Here is a 20,785-nt window from a genome sequence, read left to right on the forward strand (position 1 = left end):
TTGGCTGATGGAGACTCAGGCGTCCTGGGCTGCGGCGTTCAGGCCCAGCTCACCCAGTACGCGACCGCGGGATTCGTCGTCGGCGAGAACGCCTTCGATGGCTTTGCGGAACGCAGGCGCGTTACCCAGCGGGCCTTTGAGGGCCACCAGTGCGTCGCGCAGTTCCATCAGTTTTTTCAGCTCAGGCACTTGCTCGACCAGCGAGGCCGGGTTGAAGTCCTTCATCGAGTTGACGCGCAGTTGCACGCCCAACTCTTCAGTGCTGCCCTCTTCCTGAAGACGGTTCGGCACGTTCAATGTCAGGGTCAGCTCTTGCTTGGCCAGCACTTCGTCGAAGGTCATCTTGTCGATGCTGATCGGCTTGCGATCTTCGACTTTGCGTTCGTCCTTGCGGTGGGTGTAGTCACCGATTGCCAGTAGTTTCAACGGCAGTTCAATCTCTTCCTGAGCACCACCGGTGGCAGGTTTGAAAGTGACGTTGATGCGTTCCTTGGGGGCTACCGAGCCTTCTTTGGCCATGGCTATTCTCCTTGCGGTTGTGGCCCGGGGGCCTATTCGAGTACCACTTCGAGATCGAGGTGGCACAGCCTGCGATAAATCTCTTCCTTGCGTTCACGTACGGCATGGTTCTGCGGCAACAACTCGCAGCAGCTATGCAGTAAATGCAGCACTTCCAGCGCAAGATCGGGCTCCCAGGCGTTCAGGCCTGAGTCCTGTAATGTTTGGTCGAGGGTCTCTAACTGGGTCTTGGCCAGTTCGTATTTCTTGGCCATGAAGCACAGCCGCGCGAGGGCGAACTGCCAGAAGAATCGAACACGCCCACCCTGGGCGCTTTGCAGGCCCTGCTTGAGGATTTGCACGGCAGCCTTGAGGCCGTCCTTGCGCAAAATCGGCAGGACTTCTTCGAGAGCCAGCTCCCACGCCGGCTGCGTGTCAGCCACTTCGACCTTGCGTGGCGCACTGGCGCTTTGCAGGTGCGGCATGACGTGGGCGCTGATCCAGGCGCGGGTGGCCGGATCGGCGAACGGCGCGCCATCGTGGTAACGCAATTCGATGATGCCGGGCAGGCGCTGAATCAAAAGCGCGAAGTGGATTTCCACTTCGCGCATGGCCATCTCGGCGTTCAAGGCCTGAAGGCATTCCCACGCCATTCGCTGGCCATCGAACCAGAACGGCGCCTTCGCCAGGCTCGCCTCCAGTTCCACCAGAAGGTCGGCGTATTTGGCCTGGTCGAAACGGTCCTGATAGGCCTTGAGCTTGTCCGCCGGCAAGCCGCGCAACACGGTGATTTGCTCGGCGTTGCGCTCGGGGACGGCGTCGATGGGCAACCACAGCAACGTGCGATTGAGGCGCAGGGCGCGCAGGTCGGTGGCTTTCTGCTTGAGCCACCAGGCACACAAAGGCCGCGCACTCTCTTGCTGGGCGCGCAGGGCCTTGTGGGCTTCTTTTTCGTTATCGATCGGTGCGCCGGGGGTGAACAACTGCGTGGCGGCTTGTTTGACCTGGGCGACGGCGGCGCCGACCACACCGGGTTCTGGCTGGTTATCAGCAGCGCGCTGCACCATGTTTTTCAGGCGGCGGGAGATCGGCAGCAGCAGCGGCGCGTCGTCGCCCAAGTGCTCGGTGCAAGCGGCATCGAGGCCTTCAAGGTGTTCGACCAGCCGCCGGAACATCGGCAACTGCTCTTTGATCGCGATGTTTTCGGTCAGCACCTGCTCAAGACGCGGCACCAGCCAACTGATCGCGGCGGAGCGGGTTCGGGCCTTGATCGGGTGGACTTCGGCCCAGTGATGTTCTGACAAATGATGCAGCAAACCGAGGCCGGCCAGCAGTCCTTGAAACGATTCACGCTGGTACAAAGCCCAGGTCAGCCAGGCGCCAACGCGCAAATCCTTGGACTGGGTACGCAGCAGGCTTTCGCTGTTTTCACGGATTTTCAGCCAGTCGATTTGACCGCTTTCGTGCATGGACGAGGCTTTCGCCAGCTCGCTTTCCAGGGCTTCATATTCGCTTGAAAAGCGAACGTCCTCGCCCGCGAAATTCTCTTTGGAAACAGAGACTTTTGCGAGTTCGAGATAATGCGCGGAAAGTTTGCTCGAGTAGGACATCCATGGCCTTTATTTAGGATTACAGTCATACGCCAAAAGAGTATTCCAGCGGCGCGGGACAGTATCAAAGAGCTGCGATGAGTCTCATCCAATTGAGTTCGTGCTCTTTCAAGTGCGCGCATCGTAATCACAATGATGGCCACTAGCAAGCATCTGATTAAACAACAAGATGAAGTGTTGTTTATTTCTCATCAGAGATATCCCTATATGCGTAAGGGGATCCCCTGATGTCGTTTTAATATTCAAGCCTTCATGCGCCCCCCCTGAAACCATTGAGGTAGAGCGGTTTGTTGACCTTGACGCAGATTATTGACTGCCATCGCCCCGCAGGAGGTGTGCAGCATGCCAACAATCAGCAAGGATGAATGTAGGAAAGCTCCGAAATGTTTTCGAAATTTTAAAAAACGCGATCAGACAATGAACACACAAAAAAGTGCCATCGAAACGATAGCACTTTCAATTGGAGCAGATACTCAAGTTCGGCAATACACCGGGCAATTGCATGAACTTCGCGGGCAACTGCAACGCAATATTCTGAAATAAGGAAGTTTCGGACATCGCTTCCGGCTGCGCCCTACATCTACCCTTCTGATGTGTTGATAGCGTGCAGGTGCCTACGCAGACCAAACACGTCTCTGACAGCGCACGTTTCTCCGTTCTCAGCTCAAGGATGAGCTAACAAAGCAAAAGGAAAAGCGCATGTTTGCACCCGCTAACGCCCCTCAATTCACCCTTGTGATACCGACAGTTAGCAACGATTTCAAAGTGCAGGCCTTCGACGGCACTGAAACCATCAACACCTTGTATTCAATTAGCGTTGATCTGGTCAGCGAGGACCCGGATATCGATCTGGAGAGCCTGCTCAACCAACCCGCGTTTCTGCAATTTGGCCATAACGGCGAAGGCATTCATGGCCACATCGTAGCGGTGTCCGTGAGTGATATCGGCAAGCGCCTGACCCGCTACTGCGTCAACCTGGCACCGGCGCTGCACTACTTGCAGTTCAGCCACGATCAGCGGATTTTCCAGGGCCAGACGGCGCCGCAAATCATTGCTCAAGTACTCGAGGGGCATGGCATCCAGGCCGATGCGTTTACCTTCCACGTCAAAACGAGTCCCGAGCGCGAATACTGCACCCAATACCGCGAAACTGATTTTGAGTTCGTTCAGAGGTTGTGCGCCGAGGATGGCATTTCCTGGCATCACCAGCATTCGCGGGAAGGCCATTTGCTGGTGTTCACCGACGACCAGACTTGCTTTCCCAAGCTGAGCGAAACGCCGTACCGACAAGGCGCCGGCATGGTGGCAGAGCATCCGGTGGTCAGTCAGTTCTCCATGGGTTTCAGCACCCGCCCTAGCCTAGTCACCCGCCGCAACTACGACCCGAACCGTCCCAGTCGGTTGTTGGAAGCTCGCTTTACCGCAGAGTTCAGCCCCGAGCTTGAAGACTATGGTTAATGGCCCAGCCCTTCCTTATGACGCCTGGGCGTTGGATTTTTTTGCACCGCCTAAAGTTTGGGCCTGGATAGAAAAGGCTGAAGTTGTTGATCTCAATGGAAACGTGTTCAGCGGTGCGGAGATCGGGAGAGTATCCACGATGTCCTCTAGCCCGCTCCATCTCGGCCCATCGTTTCTTTTCAAACCGAATGGATACCCTGAGCATGCGATGGGCAGCGAGCGGCGCTTCGATGATGCGAGTCTACCTCGCCTAATCTACGTACGCTGGAAGTCTCTGGCAGAAGTGCAGACTTATGAGGCGGTGATTGAAATATCCGAGCTGGCTCGAGCCATCATGCTCAAGAGCGAAGAAGCTTATTGCCGTCGGGTCGGTAAAAGGAAAATGGATTACCGAAACATTCTGACTATAGGCTTGGAGCCTGACGGTATCGCCACCGTTTATTTGGAAGGTTCATGCTTACAGGCAACGCAAATAATGCAGGTACAAGCCACGATCCAACCAAAAGTCCCTTACAGGGGTGCGTCTAACAGAAGCGAGTAAGGAGCCTGTATTTCCCTGAATTAAACACCCCCTCGCCAGTACTTGTTTAAAACGCCTCAAGGTTACGTCCTGCAAGCTACAACACCTTGCGCCGTTGCCTACGGCTACGCCAGAATCCGCCGGCTTGTGCGCCTTAGGGCCGGTCGGTAACTTGGTTCCTGTCACTGATTCTCAGTGGACGGGTTTAGTCGCCCGCTGGTAATTGAAGTTGCACAAGCTTCCGTCAGACAGGTTTCTCATACCTGCATTTGATGGTGGCTGTGCGCAGGGCACCTTCGGGTGCGCCGGCTTCTTCAATTCCCCGGTCCGACTAACCTGCGTACAGCTGCCACCCCTCCGTTTAGTCGGCGAAGTGGTGTCAGCATCATTCATGGAATTGAAGATCATGTTCAAAGTGACACCCAACCCACCGGACACCGATCCGGTCTCACCCTACGAAAGCCCCGATTCAAAAAAGCTCAACGACGCCGCCGAGCGCGCCCTCGACCACCATTTCCCACCGACCAAACCGAAACAACCCAAACGCAACGGCCAGCTCTTCAGCGTTTGCCCCGACATCAACACGGATGCACTACTCGCCAACGCGTCGGAAGACTCTCGGTCCATCAGCGCCATCGCAGCCGACCTCGCCGACAATGTGGACGGCCCACAACGCTCCGTAGCCCTGGCGCTCAGCCGCATGGCCGATGGCGTGCATCTGCTGATAGATCGGGCGCTGGATGACCTGGACGAGCCGGAAATGGCGGCGATTCTCGCCAGGAAACTCAGCCGGGCCAGCTAATCCGCCAGCCATAAAAAAATGGGCACCCAACCTCGTTGGCGTGCCCATTTTTTATCCCGCTCACCCGCGACGCGGGCAGTCGGTGCGTGTTACGGATTAACGCTGTCTTTCAACGATTTGCCTGGCTTGAAGGCGACGGTATTGCTGGCCTTGATTTTGACGGGCTCACCGGTTTGCGGGTTTTTGCCGGTGCGGGCACCGCGGTGGCGTTGCAGGAAGGTACCGAAGCCCACCAGCGTGACGCTGTCCTTGCGATGCAGAGCGCCGGTGATTTCTTCGAGAACGGCGTTGAGTACGCGATTGGCCTGCTCTTTGGTGAGGTCTGCTTTTTCAGCAATTGCTGCGGCGAGTTCTGGTTTACGCATATTAGTGAAGCCCCTTTGACGGTTTTTTGTTGTTATGTCCGTGCTGCTCTCTGTGGAGCAGCGCCCAAAGCGCCGCAGGTGCTCTACTCTGCGGCAGACGGGAGTGAGGATGGCACGCAAGGCAGAGCCGCGCCAGTCTCGGCGCGTGCTTTGTAGGGGCAAAAGAGGGGTGATTCCGACAGAACGACCGGTATTTACGCCAGCAGTGCCGGAAGCTCTTTGTTGAGGGCCAGTTTTTCCATTACGGCCGTGCCTGTCAGGGCATAACCCAGCAGTTTTCCGCTGACATCGCGGCATAACACCTTGATGTCGCCGCCCTGCCCTTCGACCGTCCAGACGCCCTCGCTGCCCCGTGGTGGCGGCGATACCACCAACGGACACACCGGGGTTTTCACGGTGATCGGCATCGGGCCGTAGCTCACGGGCGTAGGGTTTCCGGCCAGGGTCTGCGCCAGCGCTCTCGCACAGCTCATCAGGGGCATGACGTACAGCAAATTCAGCCCATCGACCTCGGCGCAGTCGCCCAGCGCGTAGATATTGTCATGGGACGTTTTCAGATGACGGTCGACCACCACGCCACGGTTGACCTGCACACCCGCCGCCGCGGCCAGATCGATACGCGGACGCAGGCCAATGGCCGACACCACGACGTCGCAAGGGATCACCTGGCCATCGGACAGATGCGCTTCCAGGCCATCCGCCACGCGTTGCAAGCGATTGAGCACCGGCCCGAGATGGAATCGCGCACCGAGGCTTTCCAGTCCGGCCTGGACGGCAGCCGCCGCAGCCGGGTGCAACAGGGTCGGCATCACCTGCTCGCACGGTGCAACCAGTTGCACCTCGTAGCCGCCCAAACTCAGGTCATTGGCAAACTCGCAGCCAATCAGGCCGGCGCCGAGCAACAGCACCCGACGTTTGCCGGCCGCCGCTGCACGAAAGCGCGCGTAATCTTCGAGATCGTTGATCGGAAACACGCAATCCGCCGCGTCACCTTCGATGGGCACCCGCACGGTTTCCGCGCCCCAGGCCAGGATCAGGTCGCGGTAGATCACCGATTCTTCTCCGATCCACAGGCGTTTGTGCCCCGGATCGATGCCGCTGATGCGTGTGTGGGTGCGCACTTCTGCCTTCAGCTGTTCGGCCATCGCACCGGGCTCGGCCATGCTCAGGCCGTCGGCGTCTTTGTTTTTGCCGAAACCGGTGGAGAGCATCGGCTTGGAGTAGGAACGTCCGTCATCGGCGGTAATCAACAGCAACGGGGTTTCGCTATCGAGTTTGCGAAACTCCCGGGCCAGGTTATAGCCAGCCAGCCCGGTACCGACGATGACGACAGGTGCGTTCATTCCTTACTCCTCTGGTGTTCTTATCAGTTGATTTCAATCATTTCGAAATCCATCTTGCCCACGCCGCAGTCCGGGCACAGCCAGTCTTCCGGCACGTCTTGCCACGGGGTGCCCGGCGCAATGCCGTCGTCCGGCCAGCCGTCGGCTTCGTTATAGATCAGGCCGCAGACCACACATTGCCACTTTTTCATTCAGTTACTTCCTCAGGATTCAGGCGTATTGCCGGCACGAACGGTCGATGGTTGCAGCGTTGCCGTCCGGCTCAGGGCGTTTTGTACTGATCGGGCCCGACAGATGCAAGCGTGTTCGGCGCAACGGCGGCCCGGATCAATCAAAAGCGCCGGCTGACATGGTAAGCTCGCCGCCTCATTTGCTGCCAATAATGACTCACTGTGCCGCACTCAAACGCCCCGCTGTGGCTTTCCCAAAGCCAGCTCACGCCCCTCCCCGACGCGTCTACCCTCGACTGGCTGTTCGATGAAGGCTCCCTGACCCGTCGGTTGACCCGTTTGTCGAATGACCGCTTCAGCGTCACGCCACTGTTCGAAGGCTGGCAACCACTGCGTGCCGACGAATGTCTCGCACTGGACCTGGCTGAAGGCAGCGAGGGCTGGGCGCGCGAGGTGTATTTGCGCGGTCATGGCGAGGCGTGGGTGTTTGCCCGCAGCGTTGCAGCTCGCAGCGCGTTGCAGGGTGACGGGTTGCACATGGACGAACTGGGCAGCCGTTCCCTGGGGGAATTGCTGTTTTGCGATCATGCGTTCCAGCGCCGTGCGATTGAGGTGTGTCACTACCCTCAAGCCTGGTTGCCGATGGAGTGCCGGACACCGGAACTGTGGGGCCGGCGCTCGCGCTTCGACCGTGGCGCCCTGAGCGTGCTGGTGGCCGAGATCTTCCTGCCGACCTTGTGGAGCGCCGCTCGCGCCCATCCGGAGAACTGCTGATGTACCAGAGCCTGCTCAAGTCCTTGAACCGCTTGAACCCTAGGGCCTGGGATTTCATTCAACTGACGCGCATGGACAAGCCGATCGGCATTTATCTGCTGCTCTGGCCGACGCTGTGGGCGCTGTGGATTGCCGGCAAAGGCTCGCCATCGCTGGCCAACGTGGTGATTTTTGTCCTGGGCGTGATTCTGACCCGCGCCGGTGGCTGCGTGATCAATGACTGGGCGGATCGCAAGGTCGACGGTCATGTGAAACGCACCGAGCAGCGTCCCTTGGTCAGCGGCAAGATCAGCTCCAAAGAAGCCCTGGTGTTCTTCGCGCTATTGATGGGCGTGAGTTTTCTGCTGGTGTTGTGCACCAATGCGGCGACGGTCTGGTTGTCGTTCGGCGGTTTGGCGCTGGCATTCAGTTACCCATTCATGAAGCGCTACACCTATTACCCGCAAGTGGTGCTGGGCGCGGCGTTTTCGTGGGGGATGCCAATGGCGTTCACCGCCGAAACCGGTGAACTGCCGGCGGCGGCGTGGTTGCTGTGGATCGCCAACCTGCTCTGGACCGTGGGCTATGACACGTATTACGCGATGACTGACCGTGACGATGACCTCAAGATCGGCGTGAAATCCACGGCGATTCTGTTTGGCGATGCGGACCGGGTGATCATCCTGACCTTGCAGGGGCTGGCGCTGGGCTGTCTGTTGCTGGCCGGGTCGACATTCGAGCTCGGTGGCTGGTTCCATCTCGGTTTGCTAGCGGCGGCGGGCTGTTTCGCGTGGGAGTTCTGGTACACCCGCGACAAGGACCGGATGCGTTGCTTCAAGGCGTTTTTGCACAACCACTGGGCCGGGTTGGCGATTTTTATCGGGATCGTGCTGGATTACGCACTGCGCTGACAGGCACGCTTTATGTAGCAGCTGCCGAAGGCTGCGTCAGCTGCTACAGGCTCAAGCGAATCGCTTACATATGCTCGCGAACGACGTGCCAGACGTCTTTCATCTTGTCACCCGTCATGTCTCCGGGTTTCTTGTCCTTCATGAAGTAGTACAGCGGCTTGCCGTCGTAAGCCCACTGCATCATGCCGTCGTCACGTTTGATGATGGTCCACTTGCCTTCAGCCTTGTCGCCTGCCTTTGCCTCCAGCGGCGGCCAGTTTTTTGCACATTCACCGGTGCACACCGACTTGCCGCCCGTGTCCTTGTCGAACGTGTACAAGGTCATGCCCTTGTGGTCGACCATCATGTCGCCTTTCATCATGCCCGGCTCAGCCGCGAAGGCCATGGCCGGCAATGAAAACGCCGCCACCAGCAGCAGGGCCTTGAAGGATTGCGAGATGTGCTTCATGGAAACCTTCCTTTGTGGTTGTCAGGATTCGGACTTAGAGCTTAGTTCAGGATCATGACAATCGCCGGGTAGCTAAAATACTGTCACACGACTGCAATAATTCCGTTATCTAATGCGGCGCAAGACAGTTAAATGACAAGAGGATTAAGGCATGGTTGGCAGGAGCATTCTGATCGTCGACGACGAAGCGCCCATTCGCGAAATGATCGCCGTTGCGTTGGAGATGGCCGGCTATGACTGCCTGGAGGCCGAGAATTCGCAGCAGGCCCATGCCATCATCGTCGACCGCAAGCCAGACCTGATCCTGCTCGACTGGATGCTGCCCGGCACCTCCGGTATCGAACTGGCCCGCCGCCTCAAGCGCGATGAGCTGACCGGGGACATCCCGATCATCATGCTCACCGCCAAGGGCGAAGAGGACAACAAGATCCAGGGCCTGGAAGTCGGCGCCGACGACTACATCACCAAACCGTTTTCCCCGCGTGAGCTGGTCGCCCGCCTCAAGGCTGTACTGCGCCGTGCCGGTCCAACCGATGGCGAGGCACCGATTGAAGTCGGCGGCCTGCTGCTGGACCCGATCAGCCACCGCGTGACCATCGACGGCAAACCCGCCGAAATGGGCCCGACCGAATACCGCCTACTGCAGTTTTTCATGACTCACCAGGAACGTGCCTACACCCGTGGCCAATTGCTGGATCAGGTCTGGGGCGGCAACGTATATGTGGAGGAGCGTACCGTCGACGTGCACATCCGTCGTCTGCGCAAGGCCCTCGGTGATGCCTACGAAAATCTGGTACAAACCGTGCGTGGCACGGGTTACCGCTTTTCCACCAAAGCATAAAAACAGCTGCAAGTTTTGAGCTACAAGCGGCAAGGAACAGCCAAACCGCTCTGACTGGAAGCTTGCAGCTTGAAATTTGAAGCTGCGTTAAGGACGCCCCGTGAACCAAAACTGGCATGGCACCCTGATTCGCCACATGCTGTTGCTGGTCACCGGTTGCCTGGTGATCGGCCTGATTACCGGCTACTACGGCTGGAGCTTGGCCGCGGGGCTGGGCCTTTACCTGGCCTGGACCCTCAAGCAACTACTGCGTTTGCACGAATGGCTACGCCTGCACTCAGCCGATGAAGCCCCACCCGATGGCTATGGCCTGTGGGGCGAGGTGTTCGACAGCATCTATCACCTGCAACGTCGCGACCAACGGGTACGCGGGCGTTTGCAAGCGGTGATCGACCGGATCCAGGAATCAACCGCCGCGCTGAAAGACGCAGTGGTCATGCTCGACAGCGATGGCAACCTGGAATGGTGGAACCTCGCCGCCGAAACCCTGCTCGGCCTCAAGACCCCGCAAGACAGCGGTCAGCCGGTCACCAACCTGGTGCGCCACCCGCGCTTCAAGGAATATTTCGAGCAGGATAGCTACGCCGAACCGCTGGAAATCCCGTCGCCGACCAATGATCGCGTGCGCATTCAGCTGTACATCACCCGCTACGGCAACAATGAACACCTGATGCTGGTGCGCGACGTCACGCGTATCCATCAGCTGGAACAGATGCGCAAAGACTTCATCGCCAACGTCTCCCATGAGCTGCGCACGCCGCTGACGGTGATCTGTGGCTATCTGGAAACCCTGCTCGACAACGTCGATGAAGTGAACCCACGCTGGACCCGCGCCTTGCAGCAGATGCAGCAACAGGGCGGTCGCATGCAGACGTTGCTCAATGACTTGCTGTTGCTGGCCAAGCTGGAAGCCACCGATTACCCATCGGACAACCAGCCCGTGGTCGTTGACAGCCTGTTGCAGTCGATCAAGAGCGACGCTCAGCAGCTGTCCGGGCAGAAAAACCAGCGCATCACCCTGGAAGCCGACCCGACGATCATGCTCAAGGGCAGCGAAGCGGAACTGCGCAGTGCGTTTTCCAACCTGGTGTTCAACGCAGTGAAATACACCCCGGCAGAAGGCAATATCCGCATTCGCTGGTGGGCCGATGAGCAAGGCGCGCACCTGAGCGTGCAGGATTCCGGGATCGGCATCGACAGCAAACACCTGCCGCGCCTGACCGAACGCTTCTACCGCGTCGACTCCAGCCGCAATTCCAACACCGGCGGCACCGGCCTGGGCCTGGCTATCGTCAAACACGTGTTGTTGCGCCACCGCGCGCGGATGGAAATCAGCAGCGTGCCTGGCCACGGCAGCACCTTCACCTGCCACTTTGCCCCGGCTCAGGTGTCCAAATCCCAAGTCCTGAGAACCGCTGACTGATACCGGCCAGCACGCGCCACTAGGCAATCACCGAGTCAGCCGCTACATTGGCTGACTTGTGCCTGCCCTTCAGGCACCGCATTACTCCCCTTTTTTTGAATAGACGGAACCCGCAAAACCCCATCATGGACCCTTCCCCTGGCTTGACCCTCGCAACAATATTCGCCGACTTCGGCATGATTCTCTTTGCTCTGATCCTGGTGTTGCTCAACGGATTTTTCGTTGCGGCGGAATTTGCCATGGTCAAACTGCGCTCGACGCGAGTCGAGGCCATCGCCGATAAAAACGGCTGGCGCGGACATATCCTGCGCACCGTTCACAGTCAGCTCGATGCGTACCTCTCAGCGTGCCAGTTAGGTATCACCCTCGCCTCCCTCGGCCTTGGCTGGGTCGGTGAACCGGCGTTCGCGCACATCCTCGAGCCGATGCTTGAAGCAGTTGGCGTGCAGTCGGCCGAAGTGATCAAAGGCGTCTCGTTCTTCGCCGCGTTCTTCGTCATTTCGTACCTGCACATCGTGGTCGGCGAACTGGCCCCGAAATCCTGGGCCATCCGCAAACCGGAACTGCTGTCGCTGTGGACTGCCGTGCCGCTGTACCTGTTCTACTGGGCCATGTACCCGGCGATCTACCTGCTGAACGCCAGCGCCAACACCATCCTGCGCATCGCCGGCCAGGGTGAGCCCGGCCCGCATCACGAGCACCATTACAGCCGTGAAGAACTGAAACTGATCCTGCACTCCAGCCGTGGTCAGGACCCGAGCGACCAAGGCATGCGCGTATTGGCCTCGGCTGTGGAAATGGGCGAGCTGGAAGTGGTCGACTGGGCCAACTCCCGGGAAGACCTGGTGACGCTGGAGTTCAACGCACCGTTGAAAGAGATCCTGGCGATGTTCCGTCGCCACAAGTTCAGCCGTTACCCGGTCTACGACAGCGACCGTCAGGAGTTCGTCGGCCTGCTGCACATCAAGGACCTGCTGCTGGAGCTGGCAGCGCTGGATCACATCCCCGAGTCGTTCAACCTGGCTGAGCTGACCCGGCCGCTGGAACGCGTCTCGCGGCACATGCCGTTGTCGCAGTTGCTGGAGCAATTTCGCAAGGGCGGCTCGCACTTCGCCCTGGTGGAAGAGGCCGATGGCAACATCATTGGCTACCTGACCATGGAAGACGTGCTGGAAGTGCTGGTCGGCGACATTCAGGACGAACACCGCAAGGCCGAGCGCGGGATCCTCGCGTACCAACCTGGCAAACTGCTGGTGCGCGGTGATACGCCGCTGTTCAAGGTCGAACGCCTGTTGGGCATCGACCTGGATCACGTCGAAGCCGAAACCCTCGCCGGGCTTGTCTACGAAAGCCTGAAGCGGGTGCCGGAAGAGGAAGAAGTGCTGGAAGTCGAAGGTTTACGGATCATCATCAAGAAGATGAAAGGGCCGAAGATCATTCTGGCCAAGGTGTTGATGCTCGACTAAACCACAAAACCTGTGGGAACGAGCTTGCTCGCGAAGGCGTCAGTACAGGCAACACATCACTGCTTGCCCAACACAAAGTTGGGCAACACCCCCATCGGTTGTCTGAACTGGTACGGAATCGACACCAGCCCCAGTCCCGTATTGCGCTGCACCACAAAATGCAGGTGCGGCCCGGTGCTGTTGCCGGTGTTGCCCGACAGTGCCAACGCACTGCCCACCGACACCCGCTGCCCCTCACGAACACAGACCGAACCTTGCTTGAGGTGCAGGTACACGCCCATGGTCCCGTCATCGTGCAGCACCCGCACGAAATTGCCCGACGGATTGGTGCCGCGCCCCGTTTGCCCGCTCTCGGTTTTCACCACCACCCCGCCACGCGCGGCAATGATCGGCGTACCTTCAGGCATGGCGATGTCTATGGCGTAGCGACTCTTCGACCCGAAGTGGCTGTAGGCGCCTTCGGCACCCTGGCTCACATGAAACGGACCGCCTCGCCAGGGGAACGGGTATCGATAGGCCATGGCAGACCCTGAGGGGTTGCCCAAGGCGTATTTGAACTTCGGGGTATACACCAGCGGCCTTCCGGCCTGAGTCGCGGTGAGCACCGCGACACGGACGCTGCTGCGCGCCGGCAATACCTTGCGAATCGGTTTACCCGGCGCGCCGCTGACATTTTTCAACCCGGCGAAACTCAAGCCGATCTCAACTGGCGCGTACAGGTTATTGCGCACGTACACGCTGTGCTCGCCGTCCTTCTTCAGGAACACCAGGTACACCTGACGCTCAAGGTGCTCATCCATGCGATCTCGAAAAACGAACACCTCCGAGCCTTTCGTGGGGCGGTCACTGTAGGAGACCACGCCATTGGCGTCGGTGGACTTGTAGACCGTCACGGCCATCGCCGAAGTGGCGGCCATGAACAGACCACAGAAAAACAGCAGGCGCGCGAGCATGGGCAGGGTTCTGTCGAGTAAGGTCTTGGGTTGAGCCTAGCAGCTGCAATGGACCCGGGTAGTCGGCAGATGTTTCAAAAGGGGCGGTTCAGCGGATGTGTGGTGTATTCAATGGCCCCATCGCGAGCCAGCTCGCGATGGCGGACTGTCAGGCGACGAGGATTACGCGCCAGGAACGAAGTGCTTCTGCGCCGTACCACGAGCAATCAGGCGGGAGATATAGTCGAGTTTTTGCGCGTCCTGGTCGACGAAGCGGAAGGTCAGCTGCAACCAGTCGCTGTCCGGTTTCGGCTCGTGGGCGACGACAGCGTGCAGGTAACCATTCAGGCGCGCGATTTCAGCGTTCTCGCCCTGCTCCAGATCGAGTACAGCGCTGTCGAGGATTTGTGGCAGCGTGTCGGTGCGCTTAACCACCAGCAGCGCTTCCTTGATGCTCAAGGCCTTGATCACGCATTGCTGGATGCCGCTCGACAAGCGCAGCTGGCCTTGACCACGACCGCTGGCAGGTGCAGCGGCAGTCGGGGCCTTGACCGGCGGGCTGTTGAGCAGACCACGAGACGGTGCGGCTGCCGGCGTCGGTGCGACCACGGCAGGTTTGCCGCCGGTCAAGGCGCTGAGGGTATCGTTGCCGAAGGCCGAGTTCATTTTCGCCGGGGCGCCGCTCATCAGGGCGTCCAGTTTGCCGACCTTGTTCAGTGCCTGCTTGACCTTGGTCAGCAGTTGTTCGTTGGTGAAGGGCTTGCTGACGTAGCCGGAAACGCCGGCCTGAATCGCCTGGACCACGTTCTCCTTGTCGCCACGGCTGGTGACCATCACGAAGGGCATGGTCTTGAGGTGGTCCTGCTGGCGACACCAGGTCAGCAGTTCCAGACCAGACATTTCCGGCATTTCCCAATCGCACAGGACCAGGTCGAACGTCTCCTTGGCGAGCATGGCCTGAGCCTTTCTGCCGTTGATCGCGTCTTCCGTGCGAATGCCCGGGAAGTAGTTGCGCAGGGCTTTCTTTACCAGGTCACGAATGAACGCTGCATCGTCCACCACCAACACGCTGATCTTGCTCATCCACCACCCCTCGAAAAAATCCCGGCAAGCATACCGTTTTGCTGATGGCACATTGCCAAAAACCTTCAGTCACGCCGGGACTTTTCGTTCGCGGGTGCTGCTAGTAACGTCGAAAACCACACACAAAAACGCCCGGCCAAAGGACCGGGCGTTTTTCTTGGGCAGTCTTACTTATCGTCACCTTTGCCCGGAACATTAGCGGTTTCACCGCTTGTTCCTTCAACTTCTTCCTTCATGCGCTTGAGGCCCAGGTGACGCACGTCGGTGCCGCGCACCAGGTAAATCACCAGTTCCGAGATATTGCGCGCGTGGTCGCCGATCCGTTCCAGCGAACGCAACACCCAGATAATGCTCAAGACCCGCGAGATAGAGCGTGGGTCTTCCATCATGTAGGTCGCCAGCTCACGCAGGGCGGTCTTGTATTCGCGGTCGATGATCTTGTCGTACTGCGCCACCGACAGCGCCAGGTCGGCGTCGAAACGGGCAAACGCGTCCAGCGCATCGCGCACCATGTTGCGCACCTGATCGCCAATGTGGCGAACCTCGACGTAACCGCGCGGCGCTTCGCCTTCTTCGCACAACTGAATGGCGCGGCGGGCAATCTTGGTCGCTTCGTCACCGATGCGTTCCAGGTCGATGACCGACTTGGAGATGCTGATGATCAGACGCAAGTCAGACGCTGCCGGCTGACGACGGGCCAGAATGCGCAGGCATTCTTCGTCGATGTTGCGTTCCATCTGGTTGATCTGGTCGTCGATCTCGCGAACCTGCTGGGCCAGACCGGAGTCGGCTTCGATCAGCGCGGTCACTGCGTCGTTGACCTGCTTTTCCACCAACCCGCCCATGGCCAGGAGGTGGCTGCGCACTTCCTCCAGTTCGGCGTTGAACTGCGCGGAAATGTGGTGGGTAAGGCCTTCTTTACTAATCATCTGTTTCGCTCCGCGAAAGTTGCAAGCTTCAAGCTGCAAGCTTCAAGCAGTTATGTATAAGTCCTGATATCGCACCGCTTCTTTCTTGCCGCTTGAAGCTTGCGGCTTGCAGCTGTACGGCTAGCCGTACCGCCCAGTGATGTAGTCTTCGGTCTGTTTCTTCGCCGGATTGGTGAACAGGGTGTCGGTGTCGCCGAATTCCACCAGTTTGCCCATGTACATGAACGCCGTGTAGTCGGAAACCCGCGCGGCCTGTTGCATGTTGTGGGTCACGATGACGATGGTGAATTTCGATTTCAGTTCGTAGATCAGCTCTTCGACTTTGAGCGTGGAGATCGGGTCGAGTGCCGAGCACGGTTCGTCGAGCAGCAGCACTTCCGGTTCCACAGCGATGGTCCGCGCGATGACCAGACGTTGTTGCTGGCCGCCGGACAGGCCCAGTGCCGATTCGTGCAGACGGTCTTTGACCTCGTCCCACAGTGCCGCGCCTTTCAACGCCCACTCAACGGCTTCGTCGAGGATGCGCTTCTTGTTGATGCCCTGGATGCGCAGGCCATAAACCACGTTTTCGTAGATGGTCTTCGGGAACGGGTTCGGCTTCTGGAACACCATGCCCACGCGACGACGCAGTTCGGCCACGTCTTCGCCCTTGCGGTAGATGTTGTTGCCGTAGAGGTTGATTGCGCCTTCGACACGGCAGCCATCCACCAGGTCGTTCATGCGGTTGAAAGTCCGCAGCAACGTGGATTTACCGCAGCCGGACGGACCGATGAAGGCGGTCACACGCTGTTTCGGGATGTTCATGCTGACGTCGTACAGCGCTTGTTTCTCGCCGTAGAACAGGCTCAGGCCCGGCACTTCAATGGCCACGGTTTCCTGCTCGAGACTCAGGCTCTGTTTGTCGCGACCCAACGCCGACATGTTGATGCCGTGGGTATGTGTTTCGTGCTGCATGGGAGGCTCCCTGTGCTAACAAATTCGGTTCGTTGAACCGCTGGCTTGGTATTCGGGCCAGCGGCTTACTCAAAATCTCTGTCTGACACCAGCTCCCACAAGGGACAGCGGCGACCAATTAACTTAGCTATCCAGCGCTTTGTATTTCTCGCGCAGGTGGTTCCGGATGTAGACGGCCGACAGGTTCAGCGTGGCGATCACCAGTACCAGCAGCAGTGCCGTGGCGTATACCAGCGGCCGCGCGGCTTCGACGTTCGGGCTCTGGAAGCCGACGTCATAAATATGGAAGCCCAGGTGCATGATCTTCTGGTCAAGGTGAAGGTACGGGTAGTTGCCATCCAGCGGCAGCGACGGCGCCAGTTTCACCACACCCACCAGCATCAGCGGCGCCACTTCACCGGCGGCACGCGCCACGGCGAGGATCATGCCGGTCATCATCGCGGGGCTGGCCATCGGCAGCACGATCTTCCACAAGGTTTCTGCCTTGGTCGCGCCGAGGGCCAACGAGCCTTCACGCACGGTGCGAGGAATCCGCGCCAGGCCTTCTTCGGTGGCCACGATCACCACCGGTACGGCCAGCAGTGCCAGGGTCAGCGAGGCCCAGAGCAGGCCCGGTGTACCAAAGGTCGGTGCCGGCAATGCTTCAGGGAAGAACAACCGGTCAACCGAGCCGCCCAGTACATAGACGAAGAACCCCAGACCGAACACGCCGTAAACAATGGCCGGAACGCCCGCCAGGTTGTTCACCGCGATGCGAATAATCCGGGTCAAGGTGTTCTGCTTGGCGTATTCACGCAGGTAAACCGCTGCCAGCACGCCGAATGGCGTCACGATCATCGCCATGATCAATGTCATCATCACGGTGCCGAAAATCGCCGGGAAGATCCCGCCTTCAGTGTTCGCTTCACGTGGGTCGTCGGACAGGAATTCCCAGACCTTGCTGAAGTAGAAACCGACCTTGGTCATCGTGCCCATGGCGTTCGGCTGGTAAGCGTGAACCACCTTGCCGATGCTGATTTCGATTTCCTTGCCGTTCGCATCGCGGGCCGTGAGGCTGTCGCGGTTGAACTGGGCGTGCAGGTCATTCAGACGGGCTTCGATGTCTTGATAACGTGCATTCAGCTCGGCGCGCTCGGCATCCATGTCCGCTTGCGCGGCGGCGTCAAGTTTGCCGGCCAGCTCCAGTTTTCGACCGTGCAGACGAATGCGTTCCAGGCCGGAGTTGATCGCGCCGATGTCGACCTTTTCCAGGGTCTTGAGCTGTGCCGCCAGCTTGTTCACGCGGTCAACACGCACCTGCAGTTCCGGCCAGGCTGCTTCGCCTTCAGCGATGACTTTGCCGTCCTGTTTGACGTTGACCAGGTAGCCGTAGAAGTTGCCCCACTCGCGACGCTCGATGGTCATCAGCTCAGGTGGCGTCTTCTGGTTAGTCAGCCACTCGCCGACGATCCAGGTGAAGTCGTTGCCGTTCAAGTCACGGTTGCCGACTTTGATCAGCTCGCGGGTCATGAACTCCGGGCCCTGATCGGGCACCGGCAGGCCAGCGCTTTTCAGGCGCTCACGCGGCACTTCTTCCTTCTGTACCACTTCGCCGATGACCAGGTGATTGGCCTGGCCCGGCACGTCGTAGCTGGCATGGATCAAATCCGCCGGCCAGAAGTGACCCAGGCCGCGCACGGCAATCACGGCCAGCAGGCCAATGGTCATGATGACCGCGATGGACACCGCGCCACCGCTGATCCAGACGCCCGGGGCGCCGCTCTTGAACCATCCATTCAGGGAGTTCTGTTTCACAGACTTCTACCTTTCTTAAAGCGACGAGTATTTCTTGCGCAGACGCTGACGAATCAGTTCTGCGAGGGTGTTCATGATGAAGGTGAACAACAGCAGCACCAGCGCCGAGAGGAACAGCACGCGGTAGTGGCTGCCGCCGACTTCCGATTCGGGCATTTCCACCGCAACGTTGGCCGCCAGTGTGCGCAGGCCTTCGAACAGGTTCATTTCCATGACCGGGGTGTTACCGGTGGCCATCAACACGATCATGGTTTCACCGACCGCACGGCCCATGCCGATCATCAGTGCCGAGAAGATGCCCGGGCTGGCGGTGAGGATCACCACGCGGGTCATGGTCTGCCACGGCGTGGCGCCGAGGGCCAGGGAGCCGAGGGTCAAGCCACGAGGTACGCTGAACACGGCGTCTTCGGCGATGGAGTAGATGTTCGGGATGACCGCGAAGCCCATGGCCAGGCCGACGACCAGTGCGTTGCGCTGATCGTAGGTGATGCCCAGGTCGTGGGAGATCCACATGCGCATGTCGCCGCCGAAGAACCAGGTTTCCATGTACGGGCTCATGTACAACGAGAGCCAGCCTACAAACAGGATCACCGGGATCAGGATCGCGCTTTCCCAGCCGTCCGGCACTTTCAGGCGGATCGACTCAGGCAGGCGACTGAAGGTGAAACCGGCGACCAGGATGCCGATCGGCAGGAGCATCAGCAGGCTGAAGATGCCCGGCAAATGCCCTTCTACATACGGAGCGAGGAACAGGCCGGCGAAGAAACCGAGGATCACCGTCGGCATCGCTTCCATCAGTTCGATCACCGGCTTGACCTTGCGGCGCAGGCTCGGGGCCATGAAGTAAGCGGTGTAGATCGCAGCAGCGACGGCCAGCGGTGCCGCCAGCAGCATGGCGTAGAACGCGGCTTTCAAGGTACCGAAGGTCAGCGGAGACAAGCTCATCTTCGGTTCGAAGTCAGTGTTGGCGGCGGTCGATTGCCAGACGTATTTAGGCTCGTCGTAGTTCTCGTACCAGACCTTGCTCCACAACGCGCTCCAGGACACTTCCGGGTGTGGGTTGTCCAGCAGCAGCGGCTGAATCTTGCCGCCCGCTTCGACGATGATGCGGTTGGCGCGTGGCGACAGACCGAACAGGCCCTGGCCTTCCACGACCTGATCCACCAGCAAGGTGCGGTGAGCGGTGCTGTGGAACACGCCGAGTTTGCCGGAGGCGTCGAGGGCGACGAAGCCTTTGCGACGTTCTTCAGCGCTGATTTCGACAATCGGCGTGGTGCCCATCTGGAATGTACGAATCTGCTTCAGGCGCAGCTCGCCGTCAGGGTCGCGCGCCATGAACCACTGGGCCAGACCACCTTTGGAGTCGCCGAGGATCAGCGAGATACCGCCCACCAGTTGGGTACTGGCAGTGATTTGCGCTTCGCCGTCTTCAAGCAGTTTGTAGCGACCGTTGAGGCTCTTGTCGCGCAGACTGAACACGTCGGCCTGCGCACGCCCGTTGATCACGTACAGCCACTGCTGACGCGGGTCGACGAAGATGTTCTTCACCGCCTCGGTCATCTGCGGCAGGTCGATACGCTTCTGCTCGTTGGTGACTTCACCGGTCATCATGTTTTCTTCGCTGGTCAGCGACAAAACATTGAGTTGCGAACCGGTTGCGCCGACCAGCATCAGCGTCGAATCGTTGGCGTTGAGGCTAATGTGCTCCAGCGCGCCGCCCGCTTCGTTCAGGGCAATCGGCGTCTGGCCATACGGGTATTCGATGGCCGGCGAGATGGTTTTCTTGCCGTCCGGGTAGCTGACTTTATAGGTGTGACGGAACACCAGTGCCTGACCGTTGGACAGACCCACAGCCACCAATGGATGGCCCGGTTGGTCTTCACCGATGGAGGTCACGCTGACACCGGCGGGCAATGGCAGATCGAATCGCTTGAGTTCAGCGCCACTGTCGATATCAAAGAACAACGCCTGGCCCTTGTCGGAAACCCGCATGGCGACCTGGTTCTGTTCTTCGAGGGAGATCATCAGCGGTTTGCCGGCGTCTTGCATCCAGGCGGGCGTGATGGCGTCCTTGGCGGTCAGGCTGGCACCCTGGAACAGGGGCGCAACGACGTAGGCAAGGAAGAAGAAAATCAGCGTGATCGCGCCGAGGACAGCGAGGCCGCCAACAAGGACGTACCAACGGGTCAGGCGATCTTTGAGCGCGCGAATGCGGCGCTTGCGTTGCAACTCAGGCGTATTGAAATCAATTCGCTTGGGGGGATTCGTAGTCATGGTGGAATTGGCCAGATCATTCATGCGCACACCCTAGCGATCCTGTATGACAGAAAGATGACAATGCAGTGACGCAACAAGTCCGCCGCCAGCGGGAACTGGCAGAGGACCGGAAATTTGGGGGGGGGTGGGAGCAAGAGCCCTGGCTTGCCGGGAGACCGGGTTACGGCCATCGCGGGCAAGCCACGCTCCCACAGGATCCGAGGTTAAC

Annotated in this window: 19 protein-coding genes and 2 pseudogenes; 9 read left to right on the forward strand and 12 right to left on the reverse strand. The window is 59.2% G+C overall.

The features are described from left to right. Positions 1 to 15: 15 nt before the first annotated feature. Together tssB and tssA are read right to left on the reverse strand one after the other, a co-directional pair. Positions 16 to 519: a type VI secretion system contractile sheath small subunit gene (gene tssB / locus J2X66_RS07050; RefSeq protein WP_008150078.1), complete on the reverse strand. Its 504-nt coding sequence runs from the start codon at positions 517 to 519 to the stop codon at positions 16 to 18. Between the two features lie 32 nt (positions 520 to 551). Further along, positions 552 to 2,108, reverse strand: coding sequence for a type VI secretion system protein TssA (gene tssA, locus J2X66_RS07055; protein ID WP_310262594.1), 1,557 nt, complete (start codon positions 2,106 to 2,108; stop codon positions 552 to 554). Between the two features lie 342 nt (positions 2,109 to 2,450). Between tssA and J2X66_RS07060 the strand changes: the two genes are divergently transcribed. The 4 genes and pseudogenes from J2X66_RS07060 (at position 2,451) to J2X66_RS07075 (ending at position 4,888) form a co-directional block, all read left to right on the forward strand. Next, a complete protein-coding gene (locus J2X66_RS07060; RefSeq protein ID WP_310262597.1) occupies positions 2,451 to 2,651 on the forward strand; it encodes a hypothetical protein in 201 nt (66 codons plus the stop codon). A 156-nt stretch (positions 2,652 to 2,807) separates the two neighbouring features. Next, positions 2,808 to 3,560 (forward strand): annotated as a pseudogene (gene tssI / locus J2X66_RS07065) (type VI secretion system tip protein TssI/VgrG); the annotation flags it as partial. After that, positions 3,559 to 3,987 (forward strand): annotated as a pseudogene (locus J2X66_RS07070) (DUF2931 family protein); the annotation flags it as partial. The pseudogenes tssI and J2X66_RS07070, both read left to right, overlap by 2 nt. A gap of 505 nt (positions 3,988 to 4,492) precedes the next feature. Continuing rightward, complete coding sequence (locus tag J2X66_RS07075) at positions 4,493 to 4,888, forward strand: DUF6124 family protein (protein ID WP_310262602.1); 396 nt, start codon at positions 4,493 to 4,495, stop codon at positions 4,886 to 4,888. An 89-nt stretch (positions 4,889 to 4,977) separates the two neighbouring features. On the opposite strand, the gene J2X66_RS07080 is transcribed toward J2X66_RS07075, so the two are convergent. The 3 genes from J2X66_RS07080 to J2X66_RS07090 all read right to left on the reverse strand — a co-directional run bounded on the left by J2X66_RS07080 (position 4,978) and on the right by J2X66_RS07090 (position 6,787). After that, positions 4,978 to 5,253, reverse strand: coding sequence for an HU family DNA-binding protein (locus J2X66_RS07080; RefSeq protein ID WP_003213368.1), 276 nt, complete (start codon positions 5,251 to 5,253; stop codon positions 4,978 to 4,980). A gap of 194 nt (positions 5,254 to 5,447) precedes the next feature. Continuing rightward, positions 5,448 to 6,596 carry an FAD-dependent oxidoreductase gene (locus J2X66_RS07085; RefSeq protein WP_310262604.1) on the reverse strand — a complete coding sequence of 383 codons (1,149 nt, stop codon included), beginning with the start codon at positions 6,594 to 6,596 and terminating at the stop codon, positions 5,448 to 5,450. A 23-nt stretch (positions 6,597 to 6,619) separates the two neighbouring features. After that, on the reverse strand, positions 6,620 to 6,787 hold the full coding sequence (locus tag J2X66_RS07090) for a rubredoxin (RefSeq protein WP_305447516.1): 168 nt from the start codon (positions 6,785 to 6,787) through the stop codon (positions 6,620 to 6,622). A 201-nt stretch (positions 6,788 to 6,988) separates the two neighbouring features. Here J2X66_RS07090 and J2X66_RS07095 point away from each other — a divergent pair, with 201 nt between their 5' ends. Together J2X66_RS07095 and ubiA are read left to right on the forward strand one after the other, a co-directional pair. Next, positions 6,989 to 7,540 (forward strand): chorismate lyase, encoded by a 552-nt coding sequence (locus J2X66_RS07095; RefSeq protein WP_310262608.1) that lies wholly within the window; start codon positions 6,989 to 6,991, stop codon positions 7,538 to 7,540. Next, positions 7,540 to 8,430: a 4-hydroxybenzoate octaprenyltransferase gene (gene ubiA / locus J2X66_RS07100; protein WP_310262610.1), complete on the forward strand. Its 891-nt coding sequence runs from the start codon at positions 7,540 to 7,542 to the stop codon at positions 8,428 to 8,430. Before J2X66_RS07095 ends, ubiA begins: the two co-directional genes overlap by 1 nt. A gap of 64 nt (positions 8,431 to 8,494) precedes the next feature. On the opposite strand, the gene J2X66_RS07105 is transcribed toward ubiA, so the two are convergent. Then, the gene (locus J2X66_RS07105; RefSeq protein ID WP_310262612.1) at positions 8,495 to 8,878 is read right to left on the reverse strand and encodes a hypothetical protein; all 384 of its coding nucleotides are present in this window, start codon (positions 8,876 to 8,878) and stop codon (positions 8,495 to 8,497) included. Positions 8,879 to 9,029: 151 nt separating this feature from the next. On the opposite strand from J2X66_RS07105, the gene phoB reads away from it, so the two are divergent. The 3 genes from phoB to J2X66_RS07120 all read left to right on the forward strand — a co-directional run bounded on the left by phoB (position 9,030) and on the right by J2X66_RS07120 (position 12,608). Then, positions 9,030 to 9,719 carry a phosphate regulon transcriptional regulator PhoB gene (gene phoB / locus J2X66_RS07110; RefSeq protein WP_007896474.1) on the forward strand — a complete coding sequence of 230 codons (690 nt, stop codon included), beginning with the start codon at positions 9,030 to 9,032 and terminating at the stop codon, positions 9,717 to 9,719. Positions 9,720 to 9,855: 136 nt separating this feature from the next. Further along, positions 9,856 to 11,142, forward strand: a complete 1,287-nt coding sequence (gene phoR, locus J2X66_RS07115; protein WP_405046763.1) for a phosphate regulon sensor histidine kinase PhoR — start codon at positions 9,856 to 9,858, stop codon at positions 11,140 to 11,142. Between the two features lie 125 nt (positions 11,143 to 11,267). Beyond that, on the forward strand, positions 11,268 to 12,608 hold the full coding sequence (locus J2X66_RS07120) for a hemolysin family protein (protein ID WP_310262617.1): 1,341 nt from the start codon (positions 11,268 to 11,270) through the stop codon (positions 12,606 to 12,608). Between the two features lie 56 nt (positions 12,609 to 12,664). On the opposite strand, the gene J2X66_RS07125 is transcribed toward J2X66_RS07120, so the two are convergent. The 6 genes from J2X66_RS07125 to J2X66_RS07150 all read right to left on the reverse strand — a co-directional run bounded on the left by J2X66_RS07125 (position 12,665) and on the right by J2X66_RS07150 (position 20,598). Continuing rightward, positions 12,665 to 13,561, reverse strand: a complete 897-nt coding sequence (locus tag J2X66_RS07125) for a M23 family metallopeptidase (RefSeq protein ID WP_310262619.1) — start codon at positions 13,559 to 13,561, stop codon at positions 12,665 to 12,667. 162 nt (positions 13,562 to 13,723) lie between these two features. Further along, the gene (locus J2X66_RS07130) at positions 13,724 to 14,623 is read right to left on the reverse strand and encodes a response regulator (protein WP_310262622.1); all 900 of its coding nucleotides are present in this window, start codon (positions 14,621 to 14,623) and stop codon (positions 13,724 to 13,726) included. 167 nt (positions 14,624 to 14,790) lie between these two features. Beyond that, positions 14,791 to 15,552, reverse strand: coding sequence for a phosphate signaling complex protein PhoU (gene phoU, locus J2X66_RS07135; RefSeq protein WP_310262624.1), 762 nt, complete (start codon positions 15,550 to 15,552; stop codon positions 14,791 to 14,793). A 120-nt stretch (positions 15,553 to 15,672) separates the two neighbouring features. After that, a complete protein-coding gene (pstB, locus tag J2X66_RS07140; RefSeq protein ID WP_027926300.1) occupies positions 15,673 to 16,506 on the reverse strand; it encodes a phosphate ABC transporter ATP-binding protein PstB in 834 nt (277 codons plus the stop codon). A 123-nt stretch (positions 16,507 to 16,629) separates the two neighbouring features. Next, the gene (gene pstA, locus J2X66_RS07145) at positions 16,630 to 18,300 is read right to left on the reverse strand and encodes a phosphate ABC transporter permease PstA (protein ID WP_310262627.1); all 1,671 of its coding nucleotides are present in this window, start codon (positions 18,298 to 18,300) and stop codon (positions 16,630 to 16,632) included. Positions 18,301 to 18,315: 15 nt separating this feature from the next. After that, on the reverse strand, positions 18,316 to 20,598 hold the full coding sequence (locus tag J2X66_RS07150; protein WP_310262630.1) for an ABC transporter permease subunit: 2,283 nt from the start codon (positions 20,596 to 20,598) through the stop codon (positions 18,316 to 18,318). Positions 20,599 to 20,785: the final 187 nt, after the last annotated feature.

The organism is Pseudomonas sp. 3296, from assembly GCF_031456615.1.
In the GTDB taxonomy this organism is placed as follows: Bacteria; Pseudomonadota; Gammaproteobacteria; order Pseudomonadales; family Pseudomonadaceae; genus Aquipseudomonas; species Aquipseudomonas mucoides.

Coding starts and splice junctions, on each gene's coding strand:
- J2X66_RS07085 (WP_310262604.1), bottom strand. CDS start 6,596: ATGAACGCACCTGTCGTCATCGTCGGTACCGGGCTGGCTGGCTATAAC.
- J2X66_RS07080 (WP_003213368.1), bottom strand. CDS start 5,253: ATGCGTAAACCAGAACTCGCCGCAGCAATTGCTGAAAAAGCAGACCTC.
- J2X66_RS07075 (WP_310262602.1), top strand. CDS start 4,493: ATGTTCAAAGTGACACCCAACCCACCGGACACCGATCCGGTCTCACCC.
- pstB (WP_027926300.1), bottom strand. CDS start 16,506: ATGCAGCACGAAACACATACCCACGGCATCAACATGTCGGCGTTGGGT.
- J2X66_RS07120 (WP_310262617.1), top strand. CDS start 11,268: ATGGACCCTTCCCCTGGCTTGACCCTCGCAACAATATTCGCCGACTTC.
- phoU (WP_310262624.1), bottom strand. CDS start 15,552: ATGATTAGTAAAGAAGGCCTTACCCACCACATTTCCGCGCAGTTCAAC.
- J2X66_RS07150 (WP_310262630.1), bottom strand. CDS start 20,598: ATGAATGATCTGGCCAATTCCACCATGACTACGAATCCCCCCAAGCGA.
- J2X66_RS07125 (WP_310262619.1), bottom strand. CDS start 13,561: ATGCTCGCGCGCCTGCTGTTTTTCTGTGGTCTGTTCATGGCCGCCACT.
- tssA (WP_310262594.1), bottom strand. CDS start 2,108: ATGTCCTACTCGAGCAAACTTTCCGCGCATTATCTCGAACTCGCAAAA.
- ubiA (WP_310262610.1), top strand. CDS start 7,540: ATGTACCAGAGCCTGCTCAAGTCCTTGAACCGCTTGAACCCTAGGGCC.
- J2X66_RS07090 (WP_305447516.1), bottom strand. CDS start 6,787: ATGAAAAAGTGGCAATGTGTGGTCTGCGGCCTGATCTATAACGAAGCC.
- phoB (WP_007896474.1), top strand. CDS start 9,030: ATGGTTGGCAGGAGCATTCTGATCGTCGACGACGAAGCGCCCATTCGC.
- J2X66_RS07130 (WP_310262622.1), bottom strand. CDS start 14,623: ATGAGCAAGATCAGCGTGTTGGTGGTGGACGATGCAGCGTTCATTCGT.
- J2X66_RS07105 (WP_310262612.1), bottom strand. CDS start 8,878: ATGAAGCACATCTCGCAATCCTTCAAGGCCCTGCTGCTGGTGGCGGCG.
- J2X66_RS07060 (WP_310262597.1), top strand. CDS start 2,451: ATGCCAACAATCAGCAAGGATGAATGTAGGAAAGCTCCGAAATGTTTT.
- tssB (WP_008150078.1), bottom strand. CDS start 519: ATGGCCAAAGAAGGCTCGGTAGCCCCCAAGGAACGCATCAACGTCACT.
- phoR (WP_405046763.1), top strand. CDS start 9,856: ATGCTGTTGCTGGTCACCGGTTGCCTGGTGATCGGCCTGATTACCGGC.